Annotated in this window: 13 protein-coding genes and 1 tRNA gene; 4 read left to right on the top strand and 10 right to left on the bottom strand. The window is 71.4% G+C overall.

Translation table 11 applies throughout. The features are described 5' to 3' along the window. Window positions 1–58: 58 nt before the first annotated feature. From ACZ7GZ_RS17455 to ACZ7GZ_RS17485, 7 genes are all read right to left on the bottom strand, one after another. Window positions 59–562, bottom strand: a complete 504-nt coding sequence (locus ACZ7GZ_RS17455; protein ID WP_471024936.1) for a hypothetical protein — start codon at window positions 560–562, stop codon at window positions 59–61. Window positions 563–637: 75 nt separating this feature from the next. Then, window positions 638–1243 carry an aminoacyl-tRNA hydrolase gene (gene pth, locus ACZ7GZ_RS17460; protein WP_471024937.1) on the bottom strand — a complete coding sequence of 202 codons (606 nt, stop codon included), beginning with the start codon at window positions 1241–1243 and terminating at the stop codon, window positions 638–640. 75 nt (window positions 1244–1318) lie between these two features. Further along, entirely contained in the window at window positions 1319–1912 is a 594-nt protein-coding gene (locus ACZ7GZ_RS17465) for a 50S ribosomal protein L25/general stress protein Ctc (RefSeq protein ID WP_471024939.1), read from the bottom strand. 210 nt (window positions 1913–2122) lie between these two features. Beyond that, window positions 2123–3103, bottom strand: coding sequence for a ribose-phosphate diphosphokinase (locus ACZ7GZ_RS17470; protein ID WP_471024941.1), 981 nt, complete (start codon window positions 3101–3103; stop codon window positions 2123–2125). Between the two features lie 153 nt (window positions 3104–3256). Next, a complete protein-coding gene (gene glmU / locus ACZ7GZ_RS17475; protein WP_471024942.1) occupies window positions 3257–4705 on the bottom strand; it encodes a bifunctional UDP-N-acetylglucosamine diphosphorylase/glucosamine-1-phosphate N-acetyltransferase GlmU in 1449 nt (482 codons plus the stop codon). Between the two features lie 130 nt (window positions 4706–4835). Continuing rightward, window positions 4836–4911: transfer RNA gene (locus ACZ7GZ_RS17480), tRNA-Gln, on the bottom strand. Between the two features lie 14 nt (window positions 4912–4925). Next, entirely contained in the window at window positions 4926–5786 is an 861-nt protein-coding gene (locus ACZ7GZ_RS17485; protein WP_471024943.1) for a hypothetical protein, read from the bottom strand. 166 nt (window positions 5787–5952) lie between these two features. Between ACZ7GZ_RS17485 and ACZ7GZ_RS17490 the strand changes: the two genes are divergently transcribed. Continuing rightward, window positions 5953–7254, top strand: coding sequence for a sensor histidine kinase (locus ACZ7GZ_RS17490; RefSeq protein WP_471024945.1), 1302 nt, complete (start codon window positions 5953–5955; stop codon window positions 7252–7254). Between the two features lie 64 nt (window positions 7255–7318). On the opposite strand, the gene ACZ7GZ_RS17495 is transcribed toward ACZ7GZ_RS17490, so the two are convergent. Then, window positions 7319–7852: an SUKH-3 domain-containing protein gene (locus ACZ7GZ_RS17495; RefSeq protein ID WP_471024947.1), complete on the bottom strand. Its 534-nt coding sequence runs from the start codon at window positions 7850–7852 to the stop codon at window positions 7319–7321. A 95-nt stretch (window positions 7853–7947) separates the two neighbouring features. After that, window positions 7948–8463, bottom strand: a complete 516-nt coding sequence (locus ACZ7GZ_RS17500) for a YwqJ-related putative deaminase (protein ID WP_471024948.1) — start codon at window positions 8461–8463, stop codon at window positions 7948–7950. A 274-nt stretch (window positions 8464–8737) separates the two neighbouring features. Here ACZ7GZ_RS17500 and ACZ7GZ_RS17505 point away from each other — a divergent pair, with 274 nt between their 5' ends. The 3 genes from ACZ7GZ_RS17505 (at window position 8738) to ACZ7GZ_RS17515 (ending at window position 14043) form a co-directional block, all read left to right on the top strand. Then, entirely contained in the window at window positions 8738–9778 is a 1041-nt protein-coding gene (locus tag ACZ7GZ_RS17505; protein WP_471024949.1) for an SMI1/KNR4 family protein, read from the top strand. Window positions 9779–9788: 10 nt separating this feature from the next. Next, entirely contained in the window at window positions 9789–12884 is a 3096-nt protein-coding gene (locus tag ACZ7GZ_RS17510; protein ID WP_471024951.1) for an SUKH-4 family immunity protein, read from the top strand. Window positions 12885–13155: 271 nt separating this feature from the next. Further along, complete coding sequence (locus ACZ7GZ_RS17515; RefSeq protein ID WP_471024952.1) at window positions 13156–14043, top strand: cellulose-binding protein; 888 nt, start codon at window positions 13156–13158, stop codon at window positions 14041–14043. 20 nt (window positions 14044–14063) lie between these two features. Here the strand turns inward: ACZ7GZ_RS17515 and ACZ7GZ_RS17520 are convergent, their stop codons facing one another. Next, a complete protein-coding gene (locus ACZ7GZ_RS17520) occupies window positions 14064–15644 on the bottom strand; it encodes a sodium/solute symporter (protein ID WP_471025098.1) in 1581 nt (526 codons plus the stop codon). Window positions 15645–15661: the final 17 nt, after the last annotated feature.

The raw sequence follows: 15661 nt of genomic DNA on the forward strand, positions 1-15661 counted from the left end.
TCAAGCACGAACAGGCAACGAACAGACCCCCCACAGACGTGAAGAACGCCCCAACCCCTCAGAGAGTCACGAACGCGGCCGTCAGCAGCGCGATCCCCGACCCCGCCAGCACCCACGCGGCCCGCGTCAGCCGCATCCCGCCCGCCACCACCACCGAGGCCAGCAGCAACGCCCCGCCGAACGGCACCCACGCGTACAGGATCCCCGCCGGACCCGAGCGCACCCCGTCCGCCGTACCCGGCTTCAGGACCACGTCGTACGTCCGCCCCTTGCGCACCGCCACCGACTGCCCGAGCTCCACCCGCGCACGTGCCCGCGCCCCCTGCGACACCGGCGTGAACGGCCCCGTGCAGACACCCCCCGCACACCGCGTCACCCGCACCGTGCCGGCCTCACGCCCCTTGGTCAGCATCACGTGCTGCGCGGTCCCCCAGGAACCCCACACCCCGCAGAAAAGGATCAGCGCGGCGAGCGTACCCATCGCCGCGACCCGCCCGAACCGCAACGCGGTCACGGAGGCCTGGCGAGCGGTGGTGGCAGTGGCGGGCATGGCCGGGATCATTGGCCATCCCCCCGCGACCGGTCAACTCACCCGGGAGGCAAAGCCGTACAAGTCACGAGTTGTACGCGCCGCACGTCAGGAGTTGTACGCGCTCTGCGCCCGCTCCAGCCCCTCCGCCACCAGACACTCCACCGCATCCGCCGCACGGTCCACGAAGTAGTCCAGCTCCTTGCGCTCCGCCGACGCGAAGTCCTTCAGCACGAAGTCCGCCACCTGCATACGACCCGGCGGACGCCCGATCCCGAACCGCACCCGGTGATAGTCCGGCCCCATCGCCTTCGTCATCGACTTCAGACCGTTGTGCCCGTTGTCACCGCCGCCCAGCTTCAGCCGCAGCACCCCGTAGTCGATGTCCAGCTCGTCGTGCACCGCCACGACGTTCGCCACCGGCACCTTGTAGAAGTCCTTCAACGCGTTCACCGGACCGCCGGACAGGTTCATGTACGACGTCGGCTTCGCCAGGATCACCCGACGGCTCGCCGGACCCGCCGGACCGATCCGCCCCTCCAGCACCTGCGCCTGCGCCTTGCCCGCCCGCTTGAACTTCCCCCCGATCCGCTCCGCGAGCAGGTCCACCACCATGAACCCGACGTTGTGCCGGTTCATGGCGTACTCCGGCCCGGGATTCCCGAGCCCGACGATCAGCCAGGGATCAGTACTGGCGGGGGTGGTCACTTCCATGTCTCCTTGATACGCGCCAGCCGCTGCTCCCGGCGAGGGAAGCAGCGGCTGAACAGTTGACGACGTCGGCGAGGATCAGGCCTCGGCCGCCTCCTCGCCGCCGGCGGCCTCACCCTCGGTCTCCTCGGCCTGCGCGGCCAGGACCTGCAGGACGACCGTGTCCTCCTCGACGGCCAGCGTGGTGCCGGACGGGAGCGGGATGTCCTTGGCGAGGACGGAGGCGCCGGCCTCCAGGCCCTCGACGGAGACGGTGACCGACTCGGGGATGTGCGTGGCCTCGGTCTCGACCGGCAGCGCGTTCAGAACGTGCTCGAGCAGGTTGCCACCCGGCGCCAGCTCGCCCTCGGTGTGCACGAAGACCTCGACCGTGACCTTCTCGCCACGCTTGACCAGCAGCAGGTCGACGTGCTCCAGGAAGCCCTTCAGCGGGTCACGCTGCACGGCCTTCGGGATCGCCAGCTCGTTGGTCTTGCCGTCGATGTCCAGGGAGATCAGGACGTTGGGCGTACGCAGCGCCAGCAGCAGGTCGTGACCCGGCAGGGTCAGGTGCACCGGGTCGGTGCCGTGGCCGTACAGAACAACCGGAACCTTGTTGTCACGGCGGATGCGACGGGCGGCACCCTTGCCGAACTCGGTACGGGTCTCGGCGGTGAGCTTCACCTCGGACATGTGGATCACTCCTCGTAGGAACTCGGAACGGACGTGGTCACCCGGCCACGAACGGCCTGCTACGAAGAGCGCGTCGATAACGGACCGCCGGCCCCGTCCCGAAGAACGAGTACGGCCTCCCTCGCCGAGCAACTGCAGCAGTCTACTCGGAGGGGGAGGCCGCACCCAAAAGGATCAACGGCTAGCGCCGGCGACGGCCGTGCAGAAACCTCACTGCTCGTCGAAGAGGCTGGTCACCGACCCGTCCTCGAACACCTCACGCACCGCACTCGCGATCGTCGGAGCGATCGACAGCACCGTGATCTTGTCCAGATCCCGGCCCAGCTCAGCCGGCGTCGGCAGCGTGTTCGTGAACACGAACTCACTCACCCGCGAGTTCTTCAGCCGGTCCGCGGCCGGACCCGACAGCACACCGTGCGTCGCCGTCACGATCACGTCCTCGGCACCGTGCGCGAACAGCGCGTCGGCAGCCGCGCAGATCGTGCCACCCGTGTCGATCATGTCGTCGACCAGGACACACACCCGGCCCTTGACCTCACCCACGACCTCGTGGACCGTCACCTGGTTCGCCACGTCCTTGTCACGCCGCTTGTGCACGATCGCCAGCGGCGCACCGAGCCGGTCGCACCACCGGTCCGCCACCCGCACCCGGCCCGCGTCCGGCGACACGACCGTCAGCTTGTTCCGGTCCACCTTGTCGCCCACGTAGTCGGCGAGCAGCGGCAGCGCGAACAGGTGATCCACCGGTCCGTCGAAGAAACCCTGGATCTGGTCGGTGTGCAGATCCACCGTCAGGATGCGGTCCGCACCCGCCGTCTTCATCAGATCCGCGATCAGACGCGCCGAAATCGGTTCACGACCCCGGTGCTTCTTGTCCTGCCGCGCGTAACCGTAGAACGGCACGATCACCGTGACGGAACGAGCCGACGCACGCTTCAGCGCGTCGATCATGATCAGCTGCTCCATGATCCACTGGTTGATCGGAGCCGTGTGGCTCTGGATCACAAAGCAGTCCGCACCACGCGCCGACTCCTGGTAACGGACGTAGATCTCACCGTTCGCGAAGTCGAAGGCCTTCGTCGGGACGACCCCGACACCCAGCTGCTGGGCGACCTCCTCCGCAAGCTCGGGGTGGGCGCGGCCGGAGAAGAACATCAACTTCTTCTCGCCGGTCGTCTTGATCCCGGTCACAGCACTGTCTCCTCAGAGGTTGTCTCAGCCAGCCGGCTGTTCGCCGACCTCTCGGCTGGGCATGAGAGGCCGTATCAGCTGGTAAGGGTGCGGATGCACGCGTGCGGATGTGCACTTATCACGGTACGCCGACTTTGCCGCACCCGTTTCCCGTCAGCCCTCGCCCTCACCCGCCCGGGACGCCGCCTCGGCCGCCTTCGCCGCCGCACTGCCCGGACGCTTCCGCGCCACCCAACCCTCGATATTCCGCTGCTGACCACGGGCCACGGCCAGCGAACCGGGCGGCACATCCTTCGTGATCACAGACCCGGCAGCGGTGTAAGCACCGTCCCCGACCGTGACGGGAGCCACAAACATGTTGTCCGAACCCGTCTTGCAGTGCGATCCGACGGTCGTGTGGTGCTTGCTCTCACCGTCGTAGTTCACGAACACACTCGCCGCGCCGATGTTCGTGTACTCCCCGATCGTCGCGTCCCCCACGTACGACAGATGAGGCACCTTGGTGCCCTCACCGATCCTGGCGTTCTTCGTCTCGACGTAGGTCCCGATCTTGCCCTTGGTACCGAGGCGCGTGCCCGGCCGCAGATAGGCGTACGGCCCCACACTCGCCTGCGGCCCCACGACCGCCCCCTCGGACACCGTGTTGTCCACCCGCGCCCCCGCACCGACCTTCGTGTCCCTCAGCCGGCTGTTCGGCCCCACCTCGGCCCCCTCGGCGAGATGCGTGGACCCGGTGAGCAGCGTGTTGGGATGGACCACGGCGTCCCGCTCGAAGGTCACGGTCACATCCACCCAGGTGGAGGCAGGATCGACGACGGTGACCCCGTCCAGCATCGCGGCGGTCAGCAACCGGTCGTTGAGGATCCGGCGCGCCTCGGCCAGCTGCACCCGGTTGTTGATCCCGGCGATCTCCCGGTGATCGGCCGCCACCGAGGCGCCGACGCGGTGACCGGCCTCACGGAGGATGCCGAGAACGTCGGTCAGGTACTCCTCCCCCTGACTGTTGTCCTTGCGGACCTTCTTCAGCGCGTCCGCCAGCAACTGCCCGTCGAACGCGAACACCCCGCTGTTGATCTCCCGGATCGACCGCTGGGCGTCGGTGGCGTCCTTGTGCTCCACGATGGCCGTCACGGCACCGGTCGCGTCGTCCCGGACGATCCGGCCGTACCCGGTGGCGTCCGGTACCTCCGCCGTCAGCACGGTCACCGCGTTGCCGTCGGCGTGGTGGGTGACGGCGAGCCGCTTGAGGGTGTCGGCGGTGAGGAGGGGCGTGTCCCCGCAGACGACCACGACGGTCCCGTCGACGGCCCCGCCCAGCTCCTCCAGGCCCATGCGCACGGCGTGCCCGGTCCCGTTCTGCTCGGCCTGTACGGCGGTCCGGGTGGCCGGGTCGATCCCGCCGAGGTGCGCGGCGACCTGCTCCCGGGCGTGCCCCACGACGACGACCAGGTTCTGCGGGTCCAACTCACGGGCGGCGGCCAGCACATGGCCCACGAGGGAACGACCGCAGATCTCGTGCAGGACCTTCGGTGTGGCCGACTTCATACGGGTGCCCTCACCCGCTGCGAGAACGACGACGGCTGCCGGGCGGATGGCGCTCACGGGGTTGCCCTTCGGCTGTGGTGAGTGGGGATGACAGCCGCAGGATACCGGGGCGTTTCTCGGCGGACATGAGAGCGGGCCCTGACGGGGCTTTCGCCGGTCAGGGCCCGAACCTGGGTTTTGTGTGCCATGGCTCCCCCGCAAGGATTCGAACCTTGTCCTGCTAGATCCAAAATCTAGTGTGCTGCCGGTTACACCACGGGGGACAGCGCCTCAGACCTTACCCGAGACGTGCCTCGGCCTGGGCCACGATTCCGGCCCACCAGCCTTCGATGCGGTTGTACAAGTGAGCGCTTCTGGCTACGCCGATGACCAGGCAGCCGTGGTAGTCGCCTCCCGTGTTCTTGCGAACGGTCTTCGGGTTGTGCTTCTTCAGCGTCGGCTTCGCGAAGACCGACGTGTCGATGTCGGCCACGGAAGCCCAGAAGCGATGCGCCGCGTCGACGTCTGCCGACTCGTGGATGAGCAGTCGAAAGGTCAGGCGCTCGCGGTCCACCTCGAGCAGGTCCAACCAGGCCAGGTAGGTCTTGATCACGCCGGGGTCGCTGTTGACGAAGATCGCGCGCTCGCGGCGGTCGTACGGGTTGCTCTTGGACCCTTCTGCCCAGTAGAGGGCGATGCCCGCCATGAAGAGCTCGCGATCAGTCAGTTCGCCGACATCCCGCAGCGCAGCCGCCTTGGACCGCTCCCGCTTCTCCCTCTCTGCGGCGCGGCGCCTGGCCAAGCCCTCTTGCATGAGCGCGCGCTGTTCCTCCGGTGTGTACCGAGGCTCCGGCTTCGGCAGGTCCCGCACCCACAGCGACACCGAGCTGCGCGAACACCCCAGCTCCGCCTCGATCTGGTCGTAGGTCCGGCCCTGGAGCCGTAGCTCGCGAGCCTTCGCCCTGAGGTCGTCCTTCGCGTTCGGGCGCTTGGTCCACTCCGGCGGCGGTTCCCCCTTCACCAGCCGGTTGAGGATGTCGTTGTTGAAGATCTTCAGCTCGTCGCGGATCCGGCGGAGGCTGAAACCTGCCCGGCGCAGGGCGACCGCCTGCTCCCGCAGGCCTTCGAAGTCGGCGTACTTGCCAGGTGCGTGTGTCATACGCACACCGTCCGGCCGGAATGAACCGTTCCAGGGTCGAACGGGAAGGGTTCACCAGTTCGAGGGATACCGGTGGGTTTCGAGTTCGTTCGGTTACGGAGTGTGGTGTGTGGTGGTAGGGGAAAGCCACCGGAAAAGGCCTGACTGCCGCCCGTAGGCTGGAGGTATGACCACGACGGGGGAAGAGCGGACCGGGGCCCTGACCGGGCCTTGGTGGTGGGCCAGGTGGCGCAGTGCGGTACTCGACGGGAGTCTCGCGCTGGTGTCGGCCGTGGAGTGTGCGGCGGAGGGGATCCCGTTTGCCAGGGATGCCGGGATTCCGGTGTCGGTGGGGATCGTTTTCGGTCTGATCGCCGGTTCTGTGCTGCTCGTGCGCCGGAAGTGGCCGATCGCCGTCGTTCTCGTCGCCATCGCGATCACGCCCGCGCAGATGGGGTTTCTGCTGGGTGTCGTCGGCCTGTACACCCTTGCCTCGTGTGAGCTGCCGCGGCGGGTCATCGGGGCGCTGGCGGGGATGTCGCTGGTGGGGACGGCGGTGGTGACGTTCGTGCGGGTGCGGCAGGACATGGCGCGGGGGGACCTGACGCTGGGTGACGGGTTCGTGCCGTTCGCGGCGGTGACGACGGCGTTGGGGCTGACGGCTCCGCCGCTGCTGCTGGGGCTGTATGTGGGGGCTCGGCGGCGGTTGATGGAGAGTCTGCGGGAGCGGGCGGACTCGCTGGAGCGCGAGCTTCAGTTGCTCGCCGAGCGGGCGGAGGAGCGGGCCGAGTGGGCGCGCAACGAGGAGCGGACGCGGATCGCTCGGGAGATGCATGACGTGGTCGCGCACCGGGTGAGTCTCATGGTCGTGCACGCGGCGGCGTTGCAGGCGGTGGCGCGGAAGGATCCCGAGAAGGCCGTGAAGAACGCGGCGCTGGTGGGGGACATGGGGCGGCAGGCGTTGACCGAGTTGCGGGAGATGCTCGGGGTGCTGCGGGCGGGGGAGGGCGTGGGCCGGCGTGTGCGGGAGATGCCGTTGGCGGGGGTGGGGGAGGCGGCTGCGGCTGCGGCCTCGCGGGTGGTGGTCGAGGACGGGCCGTGTCTGTCGGAGCTGGAGGAGTTGATCGGGCAGTCGGCGGCGGCGGGGATGGTCGTGGATCTGTCGGTGGAGGGGCAGGTGCGGTCGTATGCGGCTCCGGTCGAGCAGACGGCGTACCGGGTGGTGCAGGAGGCGTTGACGAACGTCCACAAGCATGCGGCGGGCGCGAAGACGCACGTGCGGCTGGCGCATCGGGTGTCGGAGATCGCGATGCAGGTGGAGAACGGGCCGCCGCCGGAGCCGGGGTCGGCGTCGGCGGCGGGGTTGCCGTCGGGGGGGAACGGTCTGGTGGGGATGCGGGAGCGGGTCGTGGCGCTGGGCGGGGTGTTCGTGTCGGGGCCGACGGACGCGGGGGGTTTCCGGGTGTCGGCGGTGATTCCGGCGGTGTGAGTCCGGGGGTGCTCCCGGTGGTGTCGGTCCCGGGGTGTGATTCCGGCGGTGCCGGTCCGGTGTCTCAGCCGGCGGTGAGGCGTACCGGTTCGATGCCGGTGACGAGGGTGGCGAGGGCGTGGTCGATGTCGGGGCCGACGTACCAGTCGCCGGTGTGGTCGAGGGTGTAGACGCGGCCTTCGGTGTCGATGGCGAGGGTGGCGGCGGTGTCGGTTTCCTCGCCCAGGGGGCAGAGTTCGGTGCCGAGGGCCCGGCCCAGGTCGCCGAGGGTGCGGGCGTGGTGGAGGCCGTGGAGGGGGTCGAGGCGGAGGGTGGCGGGGGCGATCTGGCGGCCGGGGCCGTTGGGGGTGATGGTCAGGCCGCCGAATTCGGCCCAGGCCTCGACGGCGGCGGGGAAGACGGTGTGCCGGTGTCCGGCGGGTGAGGTGTGGTCGCGGAGGGCGTCGGCCCAGATCTCGGCCTGCTTTATGTCCCAGCGTCCGGGTTGCCAGCCGGCGGCGCGCAGGGCGGCGTCGACGAGTACGGGGAAGCGGGCTGGGGTGGCCCCGTGCTCGTGGCGGGTGGCGGGCTTGGGGGTGGTGGCGTGTTCGGGGTGCATCTGCCCTTCGTCCGTCTCGTGCGTCGTGCGTCGTGCGTGATGCGTCGTGCCGGCGGTGCGGTGCGGTGCGGTGGTACTGGGGTTGACGGCGCGGGTCAGCCGTCGGTTGCCGTGGGGTCGACGATGCGGACGCCGAAGTGGGCGCTGAGGGCGGTGCAGGCGCGGCAGGGGGTGGCGAAGCTGCCGTGGAGGGGGTCGCCGTCCTCGCGTATGCGGCGGGCGGTGAGTTTGGCGTGTTTGAGTGCTTTGCGCGCTTCGCTGTTGGTCATGGCTTTGCGGGCGGCGCGTTTGCTGCGGGCGGCGTCGGCGGCGGTGATGTGCCGGGAGATGAGGATGGTTTCGGCACAGCGGCCGGTGAAGCGGTCGCGTTCACCGCTGGTGAGGGCGTCGAGGAAGTCCTGGACGAGGGGGTGCAGGGCGGGTGGCTGGTCGCTGCGGGCGGCGGTGCCGGTGAGGGTGGCGCCGCGGACGGAGAGGGCGGCGGCGACGGTGGGCAGGATGCCGTCGCGGCGGTGGCGGAGGGTGGGGGTGGGGGGTGTGTCGGTGCCGCTCCAGTCGATGCGTGGGTCACCGGCCCGCACGTCGGTACCTCCGGTCCGCAAGGTGTTCATGATCGTTTTCCCCTCCCCGGGTGTGCCCCGGCTTCCCCCGAAGGACACAGGGTGCCAAATGCCGTGGCCGGTGCGGAAGCTGGGGCGGTGCGACACGCCCGATGCGGGGGTGGGTGGTCACGGTGGGGTGACGGCTGGTCACGGAAGCGGAGGGCCGGTTTCCCCGGGGATGCGGTGGGCCGGTGACCCGGGTTCGTGTACCGCATAGGCTGTCGCCGTTCGCGATCGACACCGCCGATTGAGGCCAGAGAGAACGCCGCAGGGGGCTACCGCCATGACGACAGGTCGGCTCGGGCTGGGGACACCGCCCAGCGGCCAGGCCGGGGGACAAGCCGTGCCGCCGAACGCGGCCTACGCCGGGCAGGTCGTGCACTTCCCGGATCCGGTCCGGGCGGCGCGTCACCCGAGAGGGGTACGGGTCGATGAGCGGGGTTACCCGGATTTCTCTCCGTACGCGCGCGTGGCGGTGGAGATCGCCGAGCCTCCGGAGGGTTTCGGTGTCGACGAGTTGCGGCTGACGGACTATGTGTCGGCGAACGCGGCGCTGGCGGCGGAGCGGCACGAGTTGTGGGACACGGTGCCGGATGTGGCGACGCCGCACGGCTGGACGTGGCATCACGTCGTGGGGACGCGGCGGCTGGAGCTGGTTCCGGTCGAGGTGAAGGCGTTGTTGCGGCATCACGGTGGGGTGGCGACGGCGTCGGTGGACCACGGCAAGCGCGGGACGCGGCCGTTGCAGGAGACGCGGCCGGCGCATTTCGGACTGCCGAAGTCGGGTGTGGCGGTGTCCGAGGCGCAGGTGCAGGGCGTCGAGGAGGACCTGGGTTACCGGCTTCCGGGCGCGTACCGCTCGTTCTTGAAGGCGGCGGGCGGGTGTGCGCCGGTGGGTACGGCGCTGGACGCCGAGTTGGGTCTGCTGCTGGACCAGCCGTTCTTCACGGTGCGGGACGAGGCGGCGGTCAACGACCTGGTGTACGTGAACAAGTGCCTGCGTGACCATCTGACGAAGGATTACCTCGGGGTGGCGTTCGTGCAGGGCGGGTTGCTCGCGGTGAAGGTGAAGGGCGAGCGGCCCGGTTCGGTGTGGTTCTGCGCGTACGACGACGTGCGGGACGTGGATCCGTCGTGGCCGCCGGCGGAGCGGGTGGAGCGTCTGCTGCTGCCGTGCGGTGACGACTTCGACGCCTTCCTGTCGCGGTTGGCGGGCAGCCCGCCGGAGTTGGAGACGGTGGCGAATCTGATGGTCGACGGCGGTTTCGCCCGTGTCGTTCCGGTGTCTTCCGGTGCGGCGTCGTCCGGCCCGGTGGGGGAGTGAGTTTCAGGCGATGGTGACCTACGCGCAGGCGCAGGAGCGCGCCGAGGAGTGGATCAACGGTGACGTGCCCGCGTACCAGCATCGTGAGGTGCGGGTACGGGAGTTCGAGCTGGGTTTCGTGGTGTGGGGTGAGGACCGGGCGGAGGGGCCGCGGTCGGACGCGGGTGCGCAGCGGCTGGTGATCGCCCGGGACAGCGGTGAGGCCACGCTGTGGCCGGCGCTGCCGGTGGGTGAGGTGATCCGCCGGTACGAGGAGGAGTACGGCCGTGCCGATGAGCCGCGGGACGCGGTCCCGGCGCCGGCGGCTGCCCGGGTGGACCTCAACCAGACGTCGTTCCTGCTGACTCCTCCGGAGTGGCTGCAGGAGGCGGCGGACAAGCTGGGGATCGGGGATCGGGGGGCTGAGGCCGGGGCCGGGGCTGGCGCGGCGTCCGGGGCTTCGGTCGCGGGTTCCGATGGTTCGGGCACGGGCGCCGGCGTTGGTGCTGGTGCCGGTGCAGAGGCGGCCGGTGTCGGTGGCGGGGCTTCGTCCGGTGGGGCGGGGCTGGCACAGACGCAGGCCGGGGTGCCGGCGGGGGCTGCCGGGGTGTCCGGGGCGCCTGGAGGGGCGCAGGGCGGGCCGGGTGCGCCGGGCGCGGCCGGTGTGCCCGGGGCGCCTGCTCCGCACGGTGCGCCTCCTGCGGAGGTGCCGGTGGGGGCCACGCCCTGGGCCGGTACCGACACGAACGCGGACCCCGGTGAGGACGACCGTTCGGTGCCGTTGCCCGCGACGGTGTTCGCGCCGCCGCTGAGCGACTCCGACGACGTGGCTCCCCGGCCGCCGGTGAGCGCACCGGATGCGAAGACGGCGCTCATGTCGGGGGGCAGCCAGCTGCCGCCGACGGCGGTCGCCCCGGCGCTCGATCCTTCGAACACGCCGGGCGCGCAGGGCTTCCCGCCGGGCGCGCCTGGCATCGTGCACACGCCGGGCGCGCCTGGTACACCCGGGGCGCCCGCTGCTCCCGGTGCGCCGGGCGTTCCGCAGGGCAGTACGCCCCTGCCGCCGCCCGGTACACCGCCGTACGGCCACCCGCAGCCGCCGGCGGCTCCCGGGACGCCTGCGCCGGGCGTACCCGCGTACCCGTCGGCGCCCGGCACGCCGCTCCCGCCCCCCGCCGCTCCTGGCGCGCCGGGCGTTCCGCAGGGCAGCACACCGCCCCCGGGCGCCCCGACGTACGGCTATCCGCAGGCTCCCGGCGCCCCGCAGGCTGCTCCTGGTTACGGCTACCCGCAGGCGCCGGGTGGTGCGACGGGCGCGCCGCAGGCTCCAGTCGACGCCGGTGCGTCCGCGCGGCATCTCGCGCCGAACGCCGGGGACATCGCGGATGCCGCGACGAGCAAGGCCGCGCCGCCGCCGAAGAGGGCGCGCGGCGGAGCGGGCACGCCGCCTCCGCCGCCGGGTGCCCCCGGCGCGCCGGGCGCACGGCCGGGGAGTGCGGCGCCGCCGCCGGCGCCGGGTGCGCCTGCCGGTGGGTATGTGCCGACGCAACTGGTGTCGGCGCTCGGGCCGGAAGGTCCCGGTGGCGCGGAAGGGGCGCAGGCGCCGGGCGCGCCGAATGCTCCGGGCGCCCCCCATCCGCCCGCCGCCCCTCCGGGCAACGTGCACCAGGCGGCCACGATGCTGGCCGACCCCAGCCAGGTGGGCGGGGGTACGCCGCAGCCGCCGGGTGCCCCTGGTGTCCCGGGTACGGGCGCGCAGCATGCTCCTGGCGCTCCGGGCATGCCCCATCCGCCCGGCGCTCCTGCGGCTCCGGGCGCCCCCGGCATGCCGCCCGCGCCTGGGGCGCCGCAACCTCCGGGAGCCCCTGCGGGTCCCGGCGCTCCCGGCGCCCCGGGCGCTCCGGGGGGCGGGCGCGGGACCGTGCACCACGCGGAGACGGTGCTGGCGGCGCCGCCCGTGGCAGGTCCGGGCGCGCCCCCGCCGCCGCAGGCTCCCGGCGCACTCGGTGCGCCGGGCGCTCCCGGCATGCCTCCGGGTGTGCCGCAGCCGATGCCTCCGGGTGCGCCGCAGCCGATGCCTCCGGGTGCGATGCCGCCGCCGGGCGCGCCGGTTCCGGGGCAGCCGCCCGCGTACGGGTATCCGCAGCAGGCGCAGCCGACGGTCGGGCCCGGCTATCAGGCGGTGCTGCGCTACCGCGCGCAGGACGGTTCGGAACAGCAGCTGATCCGGCGTTCGGCGCCGGGCACCCCGCACCCGGAGTGGCAGATCTTCCACGAGCTGCGTGCGATGAACGTGCCGCCGGACCAGGTGCTGGAGCTGCACACGGAGCTGGAGTCGTGCGCGCTGCCGGGCGCCTACTGTGCGCGGATGATCCGGGAGCAGTGGCCGCAGGCGCGGATCACGAGCATCGCGCCGTACGGCACGGACCATGCGAGCAGGCAGCAGGGCATGCAGCAGCTGCTGGCGCACCAGGGTGAGCTGCACCAGGTGGCGGACGGTCCCGCGCGGCCGGCGCCGGTGCGGGCGCCGCTGACGCCGGTGCAGGCCGCCCCGGTGATCCCGCCGGAGGCCATCGGGCAGGAACTGGCGGCGGTGTTCGGGCCGGGGGTCTTCCGGTTCGAGCAGCAGGCGGTGTCCCGGCAGGGGGTGCCGCCGGTCGTGGCGCACACGCTGGTGGTGGCCGGTCTGCCGATGGACATGGGCCCGTTCTTCTGGGCGCAGGCCCAGCCGGGCCGCCCGGTGCCCACGCTGGCGGAGCTGGCGGCCGAGCGGGGAGTGCAGCCGGCGGCGGACGCGGGCTCGTACCTCGTCATGGGCACCGACTTCGGCAAGGCGGTCTGTGTGCAGTACGGGACGGCGAACATCGTGGCCGTGCCGGTCGAGGCGGGGCCGGGCGGTGCACCGGTGCCGCCGCAGTTCGTGAACAGCGGGCTGCCGGAGTTCGCGCGCTGCCTGGCCTTGCTGGGCCGGATGTGGCGGCTGAGGCACGGACTGAACCAGGAGCAGGCGGGCCGCTGGACCGTCGACTTCCAGGCGCAGCTGGCCGCCCTCGACCCGGCGGCGCTCGGTTCGCCGGAGAGCTGGTGGTCGGTGCTGCTGGAACAGATGTGGGACGGGCTGCTGTAGGGACGCCCGCCCGGCGGAAGTGATCGTGCCCTTCACGCGTGCGTGAAGGGCACGACGCGTTTCTGGTCGTGTCTGTGGGCCGAACGGGTGGGCGCCGCCGTTCTCTCGCGCCAGACCGGGGCGGCATATTCACTGCACCCCGGGCGTGAAATGCGCGAGGGCGAGCGTGACGTGACCGCGGAGTGTCGCGTTATGAACGCTTACGTCCGATCCATCAAGATATGCGCGAAATCATTCTGTCGTGTATATCCGGTGGAGAGGGGTTCCCAGGGTGAGCAGTGCATCGAAGTCGCCGCACGGCTTTGTGACCGTCCGGGGGCGCGGCTACCGCACCGACCAGGTCGACGCCTACATGGAGGCGTTGTCGTGCGACCGCGATGCCGCGTGGGAACGTGCCGCGCGGCTGACCGTGCTCGCCAAGGACATGGAGACGGAGGCCGCGCGGATGCGCGAGGTCGTCGCCCAGCTCCCGCCGCAGACGTACGAGTTGCTGGGAGGGCGCGCACGGCGCTTGTTCCAGCTCGTGCAGGAGGAAGCGGCGGACCTGCGGGAGCGCACGCGGCGTGAGGCGCACCGGCAGGTCGCGCAGGCCGAAGCACGCGCCGACAGCGCACGCCGGAAGGCGCAGGAAGCGGCGGACGCGCTCCGCGTGCACGCGGACGAATACGCCCGCCGGCGGCTCATCGCCGCGCGCGCCGAGGCCGACGGCATCCGCGTCAGGACGCGGCGCGAGGTGCGGAAGGGGCGCGCGGAGATGCTCGCCGCGTTGCGCGAGGTGCGGCAGCGCACGACCGGCTTGACCGCCCAGCTGTCCCGGGAACAGGCCGAGCGGTGGGCCGAGGCCGAGCGCGAGGAGGCCGAGCGGATCGCCGCCCTGGATGCCCGGTACGCCGAGCGGGTGAGCCGGGCCGAGGCCGCACTGGCCGACGCCGAGCGGGTCCTCGGCGAGGCCGAGGAGTTCGCGCGCCGCAGTCAGGAGGAGGCATGCGCGCGTGCCGCCGACATCATCGCCGACGCGCGCGTGCACGAGGAACGCATCGCCCGGGAGACGGAACGGGTGCTGCGTGAGCACGGCGACGCCTGGGACGACGTACGGGCCCACATGGACGAGGCCCGGAGCAACCTGATCTCCCTGACGGGGAGGACGTCGCCGGAATAGCAGCCCCGCTCGCCGCCCCGTCAGCCTCCCTCCCGCACCGCCCCCGCCAGAATTCGGCCCTCCACCGCCTCGTACTGGTGGCGTTGCCGTTCCGCCTTGGTGCGGCCGGAGAGCACCGTGCCGAGCCAGCCGAAGAAGAAGCCGGCCGGGATGGAGGCGATGCCGGTGGTGGTGAAGGGGAACCAGTTGAAGTCGGCGTGCGGGAAGGCCGAGACGGGTGAGCCGGAGACCAGATTGGTGCCCGGCATGAGCAGCAGCACGGTCAGTGAGCCCCCGATCAGCGTGCTCAGCAGTCCGCTGCGGGTGTAGCGGCGCCAGAAGAGCCCGTAGACCAGAGCGGGTGCGATGGCCGAGGCACCCAGGCAGAAGGAGAGCGTCACGAGGGGCTGCAGGCTGTGGTGCTGCACCAGGGTGGCCAGCAGGATCGTCGGCGCGCCTATGGCGAGCGCGGAGAAGCGGGCCAGGGCCATCTCGCGCCGGGCCGGCATCTCCTGCACGCGGGCCGCGAACACGTCGTGGGCGAGGGAGTTGGCGCAGGCGAGGATCATCCCGGCCACCGACGCGAGCAGGGTCAGGAAGATCGCCGTCGTCACCAGGGTGAACAGCAAGGTCTCCGCCGTCGACACGTCCGCGCCGAACACCGCGCGCGAGCCCAGCAGATAGGCCGTGTTGCCCTGCGGGTCGGCCCCCGCGATCACGGCACGGCCGACCAGGGCCGTGGCGCCGAACCCCACCACCGTGATGACCAGCACGAACAGGGCGACGATCGACACCGCCCAGGACATCGAGCGGCGTACCTGGCGGGCGCTGGAGGCGGTGTACATGCGCATGGTGATGTGCGGCAGGACGCCGCCGCCGAGCACGACGGTCAGCTGCGAGGCGATCATGTCGAGGCGGGACCTGCCCGAGGTGCCGAACTGCAGCCCCGAGTGCAGGAAGGCCGGGCCGGCGCCGCTCTGCCGCGAGGCCGCGGCGAACAGGGCGCCCGGGTCCCAGTCGAAGCGGTGCAGGATCAGTACGGCGACCACGGCGCCCGAACCGAGCAGCATCACGATCTTCAGGATCTGGATGAGCGCGGTGCCCTTCATGCCGCCGATCGCCGCGTAGGCGATCATCAGGGCGCCGAGTCCCACGACGCATCCGGTCTTCAGCGACTCGTTGGAGAAGCCCAGGATGAACGCCATCAGCTGCCCGGTTCCGGCGAGTTGGACCAGCATCAGCGGCAGCAGGGCGGCGATCGTCACCGCGCAGGCCGTGATGCGCACACAGCGGCCCGGCAGCCGGCGGGCCAGCGCGTCGCCCATGGTGAACCGGCCGGCGTTGCGCAGCGGTTCGGCCAGCAGGAACATCAGCAGCATCAGCGACAGCGCCGTACTGAGCGCGAGGACGACGCCGTCGTAGCCGCACAGGGCGATCACTCCGCCGGTGCCGAGGACGGTGGCCGCGGAGATGTAGTCGCCGGCGATGGCGAGGCCGTTGCGCAGCGGGGACAGGGAGCCGTAGCCGGTGTAGAACTCGTCGAGGTCGTCCCGGTCGGGGCCGGTCATCACGCACAGCAGCAGGGTCACCGTGGCGGCGGTGGAGAAGGCGACCAGGGACATGGCCTGGCCGGAGTCGC

The sequence above is a fragment of the Streptomyces sp. NPDC037288 genome, from assembly GCF_055603265.1.

Coding starts and splice junctions, on each gene's coding strand:
- ACZ7GZ_RS17505 (WP_471024949.1), top strand. CDS start 8,738: ATGACGACAGGTCGGCTCGGGCTGGGGACACCGCCCAGCGGCCAGGCC.
- ACZ7GZ_RS17490 (WP_471024945.1), top strand. CDS start 5,953: ATGACCACGACGGGGGAAGAGCGGACCGGGGCCCTGACCGGGCCTTGG.
- ACZ7GZ_RS17500 (WP_471024948.1), bottom strand. CDS start 8,463: ATGAACACCTTGCGGACCGGAGGTACCGACGTGCGGGCCGGTGACCCA.
- ACZ7GZ_RS17485 (WP_471024943.1), bottom strand. CDS start 5,786: ATGACACACGCACCTGGCAAGTACGCCGACTTCGAAGGCCTGCGGGAG.
- ACZ7GZ_RS17455 (WP_471024936.1), bottom strand. CDS start 562: ATGATCCCGGCCATGCCCGCCACTGCCACCACCGCTCGCCAGGCCTCC.
- ACZ7GZ_RS17520 (WP_471025098.1), bottom strand. CDS start 15,644: ATGTCCCTGGTCGCCTTCTCCACCGCCGCCACGGTGACCCTGCTGCTG.
- ACZ7GZ_RS17510 (WP_471024951.1), top strand. CDS start 9,789: ATGGTGACCTACGCGCAGGCGCAGGAGCGCGCCGAGGAGTGGATCAAC.
- ACZ7GZ_RS17495 (WP_471024947.1), bottom strand. CDS start 7,852: ATGCACCCCGAACACGCCACCACCCCCAAGCCCGCCACCCGCCACGAG.
- ACZ7GZ_RS17465 (WP_471024939.1), bottom strand. CDS start 1,912: ATGTCCGAGGTGAAGCTCACCGCCGAGACCCGTACCGAGTTCGGCAAG.
- pth (WP_471024937.1), bottom strand. CDS start 1,243: ATGGAAGTGACCACCCCCGCCAGTACTGATCCCTGGCTGATCGTCGGG.